This window comes from Flavobacterium sp. Root186 (assembly GCF_001428525.1).
Taxonomy (GTDB): Bacteria; Bacteroidota; Bacteroidia; order Flavobacteriales; family Flavobacteriaceae; genus Flavobacterium.
The window spans coordinates 456,417-469,591 of the sequence record NZ_LMHW01000011.1 but is presented as its reverse complement, the minus strand read 5'-3'; the positions used below and the strand labels follow the sequence as shown (position 1 = coordinate 469,591).

Annotated in this window: 13 protein-coding genes; 10 read left to right on the top strand and 3 right to left on the bottom strand. The window is 33.1% G+C overall.

What is annotated here, in order from left to right; all coding sequences use genetic code 11:
• The first annotated feature begins 6 nt into the window (after window positions 1-6).
• The 10 genes from gldI (at window position 7) to ASD98_RS11075 (ending at window position 8,838) form a co-directional block, all read left to right on the top strand.
• Window positions 7-660, top strand: a complete 654-nt coding sequence (gene gldI, locus ASD98_RS11120; RefSeq protein WP_056204312.1) for a gliding motility-associated peptidyl-prolyl isomerase GldI — start codon at window positions 7-9, stop codon at window positions 658-660.
• Window positions 661-675: 15 nt separating this feature from the next.
• The gene (locus ASD98_RS11115; RefSeq protein ID WP_056204309.1) at window positions 676-1,749 is read left to right on the top strand and encodes a peptidylprolyl isomerase; all 1,074 of its coding nucleotides are present in this window, start codon (window positions 676-678) and stop codon (window positions 1,747-1,749) included.
• A 57-nt stretch (window positions 1,750-1,806) separates the two neighbouring features.
• Complete coding sequence (locus tag ASD98_RS11110) at window positions 1,807-2,964, top strand: peptidylprolyl isomerase (protein ID WP_056204306.1); 1,158 nt, start codon at window positions 1,807-1,809, stop codon at window positions 2,962-2,964.
• A 212-nt stretch (window positions 2,965-3,176) separates the two neighbouring features.
• The gene (locus tag ASD98_RS11105) at window positions 3,177-4,073 is read left to right on the top strand and encodes an EamA family transporter (protein WP_056204303.1); all 897 of its coding nucleotides are present in this window, start codon (window positions 3,177-3,179) and stop codon (window positions 4,071-4,073) included.
• A gap of 88 nt (window positions 4,074-4,161) precedes the next feature.
• Window positions 4,162-4,518: a DoxX family membrane protein gene (locus ASD98_RS11100; protein WP_056204301.1), complete on the top strand. Its 357-nt coding sequence runs from the start codon at window positions 4,162-4,164 to the stop codon at window positions 4,516-4,518.
• Between the two features lie 31 nt (window positions 4,519-4,549).
• Entirely contained in the window at window positions 4,550-5,257 is a 708-nt protein-coding gene (aqpZ, locus tag ASD98_RS11095) for an aquaporin Z (RefSeq protein WP_056204298.1), read from the top strand.
• Between the two features lie 21 nt (window positions 5,258-5,278).
• Window positions 5,279-5,521 carry a GlsB/YeaQ/YmgE family stress response membrane protein gene (locus tag ASD98_RS11090; RefSeq protein ID WP_056204294.1) on the top strand — a complete coding sequence of 81 codons (243 nt, stop codon included), beginning with the start codon at window positions 5,279-5,281 and terminating at the stop codon, window positions 5,519-5,521.
• Between the two features lie 120 nt (window positions 5,522-5,641).
• On the top strand, window positions 5,642-6,478 hold the full coding sequence (locus tag ASD98_RS11085; RefSeq protein WP_056204292.1) for a sterol desaturase family protein: 837 nt from the start codon (window positions 5,642-5,644) through the stop codon (window positions 6,476-6,478).
• 112 nt (window positions 6,479-6,590) lie between these two features.
• A complete protein-coding gene (locus ASD98_RS11080) occupies window positions 6,591-6,869 on the top strand; it encodes a DUF2805 domain-containing protein (protein WP_053474100.1) in 279 nt (92 codons plus the stop codon).
• A gap of 112 nt (window positions 6,870-6,981) precedes the next feature.
• Window positions 6,982-8,838: a peptidase M61 gene (locus ASD98_RS11075; RefSeq protein WP_056204289.1), complete on the top strand. Its 1,857-nt coding sequence runs from the start codon at window positions 6,982-6,984 to the stop codon at window positions 8,836-8,838.
• A gap of 159 nt (window positions 8,839-8,997) precedes the next feature.
• Here the strand turns inward: ASD98_RS11075 and ASD98_RS11070 are convergent, their stop codons facing one another.
• The 3 genes from ASD98_RS11070 to ASD98_RS11060 all read right to left on the bottom strand — a co-directional run bounded on the left by ASD98_RS11070 (window position 8,998) and on the right by ASD98_RS11060 (window position 13,043).
• Window positions 8,998-9,441 (bottom strand): hypothetical protein, encoded by a 444-nt coding sequence (locus ASD98_RS11070; protein WP_056204286.1) that lies wholly within the window; start codon window positions 9,439-9,441, stop codon window positions 8,998-9,000.
• A 210-nt stretch (window positions 9,442-9,651) separates the two neighbouring features.
• Window positions 9,652-11,994 (bottom strand): GH92 family glycosyl hydrolase, encoded by a 2,343-nt coding sequence (locus tag ASD98_RS11065; protein ID WP_056204283.1) that lies wholly within the window; start codon window positions 11,992-11,994, stop codon window positions 9,652-9,654.
• A gap of 440 nt (window positions 11,995-12,434) precedes the next feature.
• A complete protein-coding gene (locus ASD98_RS11060) occupies window positions 12,435-13,043 on the bottom strand; it encodes a GNAT family N-acetyltransferase (RefSeq protein ID WP_056204280.1) in 609 nt (202 codons plus the stop codon).
• Window positions 13,044-13,175 lie beyond the last annotated feature (132 nt).

The following is a 13,175-nucleotide window of genomic DNA, read 5'->3' as shown; positions in this document are numbered from 1 at the left end:
ACCAATATGAACTACTTAAAACTTAGCATTTACTCACTGCTTTTTGCAGTTTTATTGGTGGGCTGTAAACACCATGAAGAAGCGCGAAGACCAATTTCGAGAGCTTCGGGTACTTTTATGAAAAAATCGGCTGACAGAAATAAAAAGTTAGTTGCAAGCGAAGAAGACGTTATCAAGAAAATCATAAAAAGCAATCCAAAAGTAAAATATTACGCTACTAAAAAAGGATATTGGTTTTCTTATGATGAAAAAAGTACTACCGAAACAGCAACTCCAAAAAAAGGAGATATTGCTTACTTCAATTTAGAAATTAAAAACATTGACGGTACGCTTATTTATTCTGAATCTGATCTTGGCCCGCAGACTTATTATGTAGACAAGCAGGATATTATGATGGGATTACGTGATGGGATCAAATACATGAAAAAAAATGAAACGGTTACATTCTTATTTCCATCTCATATAGCATATGGATACCACGGAGACAATAAAAAAATTGGACCTAATGAATCCTTAATTTGTACTGTTACACTTCGTAATTTCGTTCCGGACCCGGCACAAGCTACAACTGCTGCTCCAACTGCAGCCTCTATAAAAACTCCAAAACCTACAGCTCCAAAACCAGCTGTAACAACTAAAAAAGATACAATAAACCCATAAAAAACATTTTAAAAAATGAAAAAAAGTATTTTATTACTACTATTAGCCGTAAGCTCATTGTATTCATGTAAAGACGACCACAGTAATTTACCAGATGGTTTATATGCTGATATCGAAACTAATAAAGGACATATCATTGTTGAATTAGATTATAAAAAAGCACCAATAACTGTTGCAAACTTTGTAACATTGGCAGAAGGAAAAAACGAATTTGTAACGGATGAAAATTTAAAAAAGAAGCCTTTTTTTGACGGTTTAAAATTCCACAGAGTTATTGCAGATTTCATGATTCAGTCTGGAGATCCGTTAGGAACAGGTTCTGGGGATACAGGATATAAATTTAAAGATGAATTCTCAGATTTAAAATTCGACAAAGCCGGTGTTTTAGCAATGGCAAACAACGGACCGGGTACAAACAGCAGCCAGTTTTTCATTACTCATGTTGAAACTCCTTGGTTAGACAATAAACATACAATTTTTGGGCACGTTGTTGAAAAAGGACAAGAAGTAGTGAACAAAGTGGTTCAGGGCGATAATATCGTTGCTGTAACTATTATCAGAAATGGTGAAGCAGCTAAAAAATTTGATGCTGTAAAAGTATTCCACGATTATTTTGCTGATATCGCTAAAGAACAAAGCAAATATGCAGGAGCTCAAAAAGAAAAAGTAGACTACTATGCTTCTATAAAGCCAAAAGCAACTAAAACTTCAACTGGTTTAGAATATGTTATTACTGAAAAAGGTGCCGGAAAAAAACCGGCAAACGGAACTCAGGTTTATATTCACTACGCTGGTTTCTTAGAAGACGGTACTTTATTTGATTCAAGCATCGAAGAGGTTAATAAAACTTTCGGGAAATTTGACGCTGCAAGAGCAGAGCAGCACGGTTATCAGCCAATTCCTTTTCAAGCAGGAAAAAAAGACGGTTTAATTCCCGGATTTATTGAAGGTATCGAAAAACTTTCTTTTGGAGATAAAGCGGTTCTTTTTATTCCATCGCATTTAGCTTATGGAGCAACTGGAGCTGGAGGAGTTATTCCACCAAATGCAAATATCATTTTTGAAGTTCAATTATTAGAAAAACCATAATTATTTTTATAATTAAATTCTTATAATTAGTTTTACAGACTTAAATTGAAAAACACAATGAAATTTAAATTTCTATTTTTATTCTGTCTGGCTGTATTAAACATTCAGGCACAAGCAAAAAAAACAACAACGGCAGCGAAACCAAAAACTGCTAAAACTGCTGTTGCGGCAAATCCTGCTGAAGGCATTTTTGCAACAATTTCAACAACAAAAGGAGACATTGTTCTTTCATTAGAATATGTAAAAGCTCCTGTTACTGTGGCAAATTTTATTTCTTTGGCAGAAGGAAAAAACCCTTATGTAAAAGTAGAAAAACTTAAAGGAAAGCCTTTTTATGATGGTTTAAAATTCCACAGAGTTATTGCAGATTTCATGATTCAGGGTGGTGATCCAGACGGAAATGGTTCTGGAGGCCCGGGATATTCTTTTAAAGATGAATTTGTTAGTGATTTAAAATTTGAAAAAGGCGGTGTTTTAGCAATGGCCAATTCAGGTCCTGCAACAAACGGAAGTCAGTTTTTTATCACACATAAAGATACACCTTGGTTAAACGGAAAGCATACTATTTTTGGTCATGTAGTTTCTGGAATGGACGTTGTAAATAAAATTGCTCAGAATGATGTGATGACAAAAATTACAATTACCCGTAAAGGTGCTGCAGCTAAAAAATTTGATGCAGTAAAAGTTTTTAGTGATGATGAAAAAAAACAAGAAGCTAATAAAGCGGAAGAAGCTAAAAAACTAGAAATCTTAAAAGCACAATCTCAAAAAGTTGCTGCAGAAAAAGCGGCTTATTTTACAGCAACAAAAGCTAAAGCAACTACTACTGCATCTGGTTTAAAATATCTAGTTACTAAAAACGGAACTGGAGTTAAAGGTGCTGAAGGTTCTAATATTTATTTTCATTATGCAGGATACTTTGAAGATGGAAATCTTTTTGACAGCAGCATTACTGAAGTAGCAAAAGCTTACGGAAAATATGATGCAAACAGAGACGCTCAAGGAGGCTATAAAGCTTTTCCATTTACAGTAGGTAAAAAAGATGGTATGATTCCTGGTTTCATTGAAGCGCTTGATTTGATGACAGATGGTGAAAAAGCAATTTTCTTTCTTCCTGCAAATTTAGCTTACGGAGCACAAGGTGCAGGAGGAGTTATTCCACCAAATGCTACTTTGGTTTTTGAAATTGAAACCTATCAAAATCAGCCTAAATAAGATTAAATTCTTTTTTAAATATAGCAAAGCCATCAAAAGTTAGTTTTTGATGGCTTTTTTTCGATTTCTAAAATTCTGCCAAATCTTCAAATTTGAACGTCATAATACATCTTCGACATACACATTGATAACGTTTGTATATATTTTCTATTAATTCTTAAACAAAATAACTTACCTTTGCCGGCTTGAATTTTTTAAAATAAACAATAAAAATGTCACAAAATAACGTATTAAAGGGAGTGTTTTTAGTTGCTTTAGGAGCTACAACTTACGGAATGTTAGCCACTTTTGTAAAAATGGCATATTCTGAAGGATATACAACCGCAGAAGTAACAACCTCTCAATTTGTACTTGGAATAATTGGTATTTTGATCATCAACGCTTTTCAAAAAGTAAAAAATAAAGAAAAAGTAGTAAAAGCAACTTCAAAGAATATATTTCATTTAATGCTTGCTGGAACTTCTTTAGGAATGACAAGTTTATTCTACTATCTGGCTGTTAAATATATACCCGTTTCTATTGGAATCGTTTTATTAATGCAGACCGTTTGGATGGGAGTTCTGCTTGAAATGATTTTAGAAAAAAAATTACCTTCAAAACAAAAAGTTATTGCTGTTTTTATTGTCTTAATCGGAACTGTTTTAGCAACTAATATTATCAATAATGATATTGTGCTTGACTGGCGCGGAATCGTTTGGGGAGTTTTAGCTGCTGCCTCATTTACAACTACAATGTTTACTGCAAACCGTATTGCAACAGGAATTTCGTCTGCACAGCGTAGTTTGTATATGCTTCTTGGCGGCGCCGTGATTGTATTTACTTTCGGATTTTTTACTCAGGTTACACCTTTCAATCTTACAATTTTCCTAAAATGGGGAATTGTTTTATCTTTATTCGGAACAATTATTCCACCGCTTTTAATGAATTTAGGTTTTCCGTTAACCGGAATTGGTTTAGGAAGTATCGTTTCTGCATTAGAACTTCCGGTTTCTGTAATGATGGCCTATGTACTTTTGAATGAAAAAGTCATTCTCATACAATGGATTGGAATTGTTCTTATCATTCTGGCAATCATTATTATGAATGTAAATTTCAAGCGTAAAAATTAAGTTTTTTTTGCATGTTATTAAAAAAAGCTGTCTTGTAATGTAATAAGTGTTAATTTTTTTATAATTTAGTTGTAAATAATTAATTATCATGAATTTACCTTGGCATTTATATTTAATGGCGATACTTTATATACTTGCCGGATTAAATCATTTTCGAAAGCCTGGAATGTACATCAAAATCATTCCTCCTTTTTTTAAAAACCCTAAAATATTAAATACTTTAAGCGGGATTGCTGAAATATTATTAGGTGTTTTATTAATGTTTTCTTTTACAACACAATATGCCGCATGGGGAATTATTGCATTATTGATTGCTATATTTCCTGCCAATTTATATATGTTTCAAAATAAAAAAGCAAGTTTTGGTTTACCAAAATGGATTTTATTTGTACGTTTGCCCTTACAAATTGTTTTGATAGTCTGGGCATTCCAATATACCCTATAACAATCAAATATTAATCTTAAATTATTTTATTATGAAAAAATTGTTTGCAGAGTTTTTCGGAACTTATTGGCTGGTTTTTGGAGGTTGTGGAAGCGCCATTTTTGCTGCCGGTTATCCCGAATTAGGAATCGGGTTTGCAGGTGTTGCTTTAGCATTTGGTTTAACTGTTTTAACAATGGCTTATGCTGTTGGACATATCTCGGGCGGACATTTTAATCCCGCTGTTTCATTTGGTTTGTGGGCTGGCGGAAGATTTCCTGTCAAAGATCTTATTCCTTACATTATAGCACAATGTGTTGGTGCAATTGCTGCTGCGGGAACATTATATACAATAGCATCAGGAAAAGCAGGATTTATAATCGATAATACTAAAGCCGGAGCATTTGCATCAAATGGTTTTGGAGCATTTTCTCCTGACGGATATTCATTAGGATCAGCTTTTATTGCTGAGTTTGTATTGACTTTATTTTTCTTATTAATAATTTTAGGTGCAACAGATAAATTCGCAAACGGAGGATTTGCCGGTATTACGATTGGTCTTGCGCTAACATTGATTCATTTAATTAGTATTCCAATTACAAATACATCTGTAAATCCTGCAAGATCATTATCTCAGGCAATTTTTGCTGGCGGAGAACCACTTTCGCAGGTCTGGTTATTTTGGGCAGCTCCAATTTTAGGTGCCATTGCAGCCGGATTTATTTATAAAACATTACTGCAAAATCACGCAGAAGCATAACTAATTTTAAAAAAAGATATTATGGAATTTTTGTATTTCTTATTAATAGGGGCAATTTCGGGATGGTTAGCTGGTCAATTATGGAAAGGTGCCGGTTTCGGACTAATTGGCAACATAATTGTTGGAATCATTGGTGGATTTGTTGGCGGCTGGATTGCCGGCAGATTTGGCATTGGCGGCGGCGGACTTCTTTGGCAGATTATAATTGCAGCCGGAGGTGCTTGGATCTTACTATTTATTATTAGTTTGATTAAAAAAGCATAAATATTTTAACCAATTATAAAATTTAAAGAGAAAATCAGATATATTTATATTTGGTTTTCTCTTTTTCTTTAGATAAAATCGAAAAAAGAAAGCTTCATTTCAACTCAAATCTAATTGGTTATGAACGAGATTATTTCTTATTTCAGCACTATTCCGTCTTCACATCGTAGTTTTATCTTAATTGGCGGGATTACACTTTTTTGGGTAATAGAAAATACTTTCCCCTTGTTTCAAATGCAATACAGAAAATGGCATCATGCGGGAATCAACATCTTCTTTACTATTACTACTATTATTGTCAACTTTATTCTAGCTTTTATTTTAATAAAAACAGCTAGCTGGACAACTGAACATAATTTCGGGATTTTACAATGGCTTCCCCAAATTCCTATTTGGCTTTATACAATTATTGGTCTGCTTTTATTAGATTTAATTGGCGCTTATTTAGTTCATTTTGTAGAACATAAAATAAAGTTTTTATGGCGTTTCCATATCATTCACCATACAGACACCTGGATTGATACCACAACAGCAAACAGACATCATCCGGGCGAGAGTGTAATTCGTTTTGTGTTTACAACACTTGGCGTATTAATTGTAGGAAGCCCAATGTGGATGGTATTTTTATACCAGTCTTTATCTGTTATATTTTCCCAATTTAATCATGCTAATATTTCGCTGCCAAATAAGCTGGATTTATTCCTAAGCTATTTTATAGTTTCTCCCAATATGCACAAAGTGCATCATCATTATGTACTGCCTTATACCGACAGCAATTATGGTAATATTTTTTCTGTTTGGGACAGGCTTTTTGGCACTTATACCTCTTTACCAAAAGATCAATTAATTTACGGCGTAGATACTCATATGCTTGCCGAAGAAAATAACGAATTGAAAAATTTATTGCAAATTCCGTTTCAAAAATCAAGATCAGCAAAAAACACTAAAAATCAATAAAAAAAAATATACTTGGGCGTACCAACTAATTATTTTTTTTATTAATATTGATACATAAAATGAAAATCAATCTATTAATCATTAACCCTCTATTTGAATTAATTTTCACGAGATGAAAAAGAGTAACCGCAAAGAATTGAATTGGGAACAAACGGAAAGACTTGTTTCGTTAGCCTTAGAAGAAAGAAATCCATTTGAAATCATAAAAAAAGAATTTGGATTGGAAGAAAAAGAAGTTCTTGAAATAATGAAGAAGAAAATGCCTCTTGAAAAATTTGAGATGTGGAAAAAGAAGGCTATAGCAAATAAACCTAAACCAAAGCCTATTAAAATTGATGATTTTGACGAAGATTTGGATGGTAAATATTATATTAAAAATAAATTTGACTAAGATTTAAAACTCCTGTAAAAGCAGGAGTTTTTTTTTATTTATAACTTTTTACAATGATTTTGTAACTATTTTGTAATTTTCTAGTCTCATAGGTATAACTAAACATAAACAAATGAAAAAAATACTTTACACTTTAGCTCTTGCAGTAACGCTTTGGAGCTGTAAAACAGGAAGTTCTTCAGTTTCTGAAAAAAATGTCGTAGACGTTAACATTAATCTTGTTGATGTAAAAGACGATAAAGTTTTGGTAACTGTAACACCTCCGCCAATTAAAACAGATGAAATCATCTACAGTATTCCAAAAACAGTCCCAGGAACCTATTCTACTGATAATTACGGAAAATACTCAGATGATTTTAAAGCTTTTGATGCTAAAGGAGATGCTTTAAAAGTAACTAGACTTGGCGATAATTCATGGTCAATTACTAATGCTAAAGCGCTAAAAAAAATTACTTATTTAGTTAATGATACTTTTGACACTGAAAAAGGGACCGGATTTGGCAACGATGATGTTTTCTCACCTGCAGGAACAAACATTAAAGCCGGAGAAAATTTCCTGGTAAATACGCACGGTTTTGTTGGGTATTTTCAGGATAAATTAGAAATCCCGTATAAAGTTACCATTACACATACTGAAACACTTTGGGGTGCAACTTCAATGACAGATGAAGATGTAAGCAAAACAAGTGATGTTTTTACTACGCCGCGTTACGCTGTTTTAGTTGAAAATCCAATTATGTATTCTAAACCAGATTACACTACTTTCAACGTTAACGGAATGGATATTTTAATTGCTGTTTATTCTCCAACTGGGAAATTTACTGCAGAAAGTATTACTCCTGAAATGAAAACAATGATGACAGCTCAGAAAAACTTTTTAGGAAAAGTAAATGCAAATAAAAAATACACTGTTTTATTGTACTTATCCAGCATGGCTAAAGACGATGCACATGGATTTGGAGCTTTAGAGCATCCAACTGCTACTACAGTTGTCCTTCCTGAATCTATGCCAAAAGAAAGATTGGTAGAATCAATGAAAGATGTTGTTTCTCATGAGTTTTTCCACATTGTAACTCCATTGACAATTCACTCAAAAGAAATTCAGTATTTTGATTATAATGACCCAAAAATGTCTGAGCATTTATGGATGTACGAAGGTGTAACAGAATATTTTGCAAATCTTTTCCAAATCAACCAAGGTTTAATTGATGAAGCAGAATTCTACACTAGAATTGCAGATAAAATTGAGCAGGCAAAAAAGTTAGATGATACAATGTCATTTACTAAGATGAGTGCTAATGTTTTAGAACAACCTTATAAAGACCAATACTTAAACGTTTACCAAAAAGGTGCTTTAATCGGAATGTGTATCGATATTATCATTAGAGAAAAAAGTAACGGAGAAAGAGGAATTCTTGATTTAATGCATAAATTATCAACTGAATACGGTGTTAACAAACCATTCAACGATAATGAATTATTTGCTAAAATCACACAATTGACTTACCCTGAAGTTGGTGATTTCTTAAACAAATATGTAGCAGGAACAACTCCAATTCCTTACGATTTTTATTTAGCAAAAGTTGGTGTGACAAAAGCAACGGAGAAAAAAGCCGGAGCAGTTTTCTTAAAAGGACAAACGCCTTATATCAAAATTGATAAGCAGACAAAAGAAATTGCAGTTCGTCCAGATGTTGAGCTAAACGATTTCTTCAAGAATTTAAACTTAAAAGGCGGCGATATTATTTTAGCAGTAAATAACAAAGCATATTCTTTAGAAAACATCTACGAACTTATTGGTGAAAGTGAAAACTGGAAAGAAAATGATCCAATTACTGTAAAAATAAAACGTGATGGTAAAGAAGAAACTATAAAAGGAACTGTAAAATTACCATTTGAAGAGACTGAAACTTTTAAAGCAACTGATGCTTCAAAAGACAAACTTAAAAATGCATGGCTGAAAGGATAATTTCTTTTAAACTTATAAAAAAACCGACAAGTGATTGTCGGTTTTTTTGTTTTCTATCATTGCGAGGAACGAAGCAATCTCATATCGAGTATCTATTTTGATTATAACTTATTATAGTGCGGCTGCTTCGTTTCTCGCAATGATTTTGTGTTTAATATTTTATTTCTTAACCGGAAACTTCCAGTCAAATTCATCTTTATTATTGATAATGGCGCCAATCTCGAATTTCACAACCTCATCAAATTCAGTTTGAAGAATAAACCAATTGTCTTCGTTGAAGTAATTTTCGAAAGTGTCAAAAGTTTCCTGATTGTATTTTGTAATTCCTTTTGCTGCAAAATCTTTCTTTACATCGGCAATTTTTCTTCCAATTAATTTGAATCCGAAAACTTCTAAATCATTGCTTGAAGCTACCAAATAACCTAATTTCAAATCTTCTTCCTCATAAAATGTCAATCTGATTTTGTAAGCATTGTATACAAAAATCACATTCTCATCTTCGTCTTTATAGTTTTTATCAGGTTTTCCTAAAGCAGCTGTAACGTCATTCTGCTTCATTCCGAAAAGTAGTTTATCAATTCCTGATTTTAAATTTATTTTCATATTTAATTGTCTTTATTTTAAGTGCAAATTTCGTGAAGTTTTTTATTGTTCTGCCACGAATTGCACAAATTTTCTCGAATTTAATTTTGTTCTTTTGTCAGGCTGAGCGAAGTCGAAGCCCATTTTCGTTTCAAAAGCCCTTCGTTTCGCTCGGGGTGACATCGTAATAAAACCAGTGTAAATCTGTTTTATCAGCACAATCCGTGATCCCTATTGATTTTGATAATTCTTTTTATTCGGTTTCGCACTCATATAAAAAGTAATTTTGCCGCCATTAATAACATCTTCATGTTTCAGGAAAGGTCTCGAAATTTCCTTTCCATTTAGCAAAACCTTATCCACAAACACATTTTTATCCGATTGATTTACGGTTTCAACTTCAAAGTTTTTTCCATTTTCTAAACTGAAAATCGCCTTTTTAACCAAAGGGCTTCCTAAAGCATATTCGTCAGAACCCGGTGCAACAGGATAAAATCCTAAACTACTGAAAATATACCAGGCACTCATTTGTCCGAAATCATCATTTCCTCCTAAACCATCTGCACCATTTCGGTACATTTTTTTAAGAATCATTCTGATCTTATCTTGTGATTTCCAAGGTGAATCTGTCCAGTTGTATAAATAAACTACATGATGTGAAGGTTCATTTCCATGAACATAATTCCCTATGATTCCGTCTCTTGTAATATCTTCGGTATTTTCAAAGTATTTATCCGGCAAATGCATGTTGAATAATGAATCTAAACGGACTTTAAACTTATCATTCCCGCCCATCATTTTAATCATCTCAGCAGGATCCTGCGGAACATACAAACTGTAATTCCATGAATTTCCTTCGATAAAACCTTGTCCATGTGTATCTAACGGATCAAATTCTTTTTTGAAAGTGCCGTCGTTTAATTTCGGGCGCATAAAGCCCGTTTTTTCGTCGTAAACATTTTTATAATTCTTAGATCTTTCGATGAATTCATTATAAATATCCGTTTTTCCTAATTTTTTAGCCGCCTGCGCAATCGCCCAGTCGTCATAAGCATATTCTAAAGTTTTAGAAACCGATGAACCATTTTTATCTTCAGGAACGTATCCTTTTTTCATATAATATTCCAATCCGTCGAAATACGGAACCTTAGCTGTTTTTACACAAGCCTGAAGCGCTTTTTCAGTATCAAAATTTGTATTGCCTTTTACAATTGCATCGGCAATTACAGAAACAGAATGATATCCAATCATACACCAGTTTTCATTGGCATAATGAGACCAGATTGGCAGCATTTTATGCACACTTTGGTCTGAATGTGCCAGCATCGAGCTTATCATATCTGAATTCCTGGAAGGCTGTACAATATTAAATAAAGGATGTAAAGCTCTATAGGTATCCCATAATGAATAACTTGTATAATTTTTAAAGTTACCGGCTTTGTGAACATTCATATCCAAACCTTTGTAATTTCCGTCAAGGTCCATATATTCTGTCGGGCCCAGAAAAGCGTGGTACATCGCAGTATAAAAGTTCACTAAATCTTCTTTTTGAATGGTTTCAATCTGAATTTTATTCAGTTCCTTATTCCAAATTTCCTGGCTTTGCTTTTTAACTCGTTCAAAATCCCAATCCGGAATTTCTTTTTTCATGTTTTCTACTGCTCCGGCAGAACTTACGGGCGATAAAGCCATTTTAATTTTGATTTTCTCTCCTTCGTTTGTATCAAAATCAAAGAACAATTTTAGGTTTTGACCTGCCATTTCAGGGAAGTTTTTAGTCTGATCAAATCTTCCCCAAAAACCTCTGTAAACACTTTTTTCCTGTGCGGCTTGTCCGTAACTTTTAACTGGTTTACTAAAAGACATAGCAAAATAAACCGTTCTGGTTCTCGCCCAGCCGTTTGTCTGGCGATAACCTGTAATTAAAGTATCGTTTTCTACACGTACAAAAGTCCAGACATTCTTTTTATCGTAATTGTAAATTCCAGAAGTTAAATCGAGGATGATGTGTGCTTCATCTGATTTTGGAAATGTATATTGGTGCATCCCTACTCTGGTTGTTGCAGTCAATTCAGCTTTAATATTATGATCTTCCAAAAGAACGCTGTAATAAGCCGGTTCTGCTTTTTCTGTTGAATGAGAAAATGCAGATCTGTAACCTGGTAAAGGTTTTGAAGCAACGCCCGAATTCAATTGCAATTTTCCAGTTGTTGGCATAATTAGAAAATCTCCTAAATCAGAATGGCCTGTTCCGCTAAAATGGGTGTGACTGAAACCTACAATTGTTTTGTCTTCGTATTGGTATCCTGCGCAATATTTATAAACTTCGCCATTGTATTTTCCGTTTAAACTGTATGCAATTGTGTCTGTTTCGGGACTTAATTGCACGCTTCCGAAAGGTACTGTGGCTCCCGGATAGGTGTGTCCCATTTTTGCTGTTCCAATCATTGGATCAACATATTGAATCAAATTTTTAAGGTTGTTTTCTTTTTTCTGCGCATTTGTATTTACCGTAAAAGCAAACATTAAAGTTCCAAATGCAATAATAAAAGCAGGTTTTTGTAAAATATTCATCAGGTATTTTCAATAATTGTTTCGTTCAGAAAATTACGATAATTTATAATTTTAAACTAATACAGACTGGATTAAAATCCAGCCCTACAATATGAATTGAGCCTGACGGCTCTTTACAATGATTATATTGAATTGTTGCTTCATAAAAAAATGCGATCGATTTAATTTCTGTAGAAAAAATTCATTTAAAATTATACGAAATAAACAAGAGTTCCGAAGGAACGGTTTATATTGTAGGGCTGGGTTTCAATCCAGTTTAATGAATCGGTCTATTTTACGAGCTATTCTTAAGGAACGGCTGATTATTTCGTATAATTTAAAACCGTCTAAAATCCAGCCCTACAATATGGGTTGACCTTAGCGGCTCTTTTTTTCTTATCCATTCTTTAAACTGGATTAAAATCCAGCCCTACAATATGGGTCGAGCCTACCGGCTCTTTTTAAAGCTTACGCTTTAAGTTTTCTTTTACTTCTTCAAACCATTCGTTTTTTAGGATACTTAAAACAATAGAATCACGACGAATATTACCGTCGCGTGTTGGCATGTTACTTCTTAAAACACCTTCAACCTTACAGCCAATGCTTTTCATTGCAGCAATGCTTCTTTCGTTATTATTATCGGCACGAAATTCTACTCGCTCCATTCCAAGGGTTTCAAAAGCAAACTGAAGTAATAAAAATTTGCAATGTTTGTTTAGTCCGGTTCCTCTAAAAGCTGATCCGTACCAAGTATAACCTAATTGTAAAGTTTTAAAATCAAGATTGATATCATAAAAACGGGTTGAACCGGCGTATTTTTGAGATTTTTTATCAAAAACAATAAATGGAAATTCTTTTTGTTTTTCTCTTTCTTTTATTGCCAATTGAATATAATTGATCAAATTGTCTTTTCCTTCTGCACCAACTAAAGAATATTTCCATGTTTCTGGTTCGTTGATTGAAATTTCCAGTAAATTTTCTACATCTGATTCCTGAATTGGGCGTAGTAAAACTAAATCGTCTTCTAAAATTATATTATCTGTAAAACTGAAATTTGAAGTTTTATCCATTGGTTTATTTCTATTAGTTAAATATTTGAGATATTTTTTTTCAATAACAAATGTCCCTATGGGACATATTTAAATTGCAATATTTTTTTTCTACCGACGAGTTATCTATACGAGATAATATCCTAGTCACTT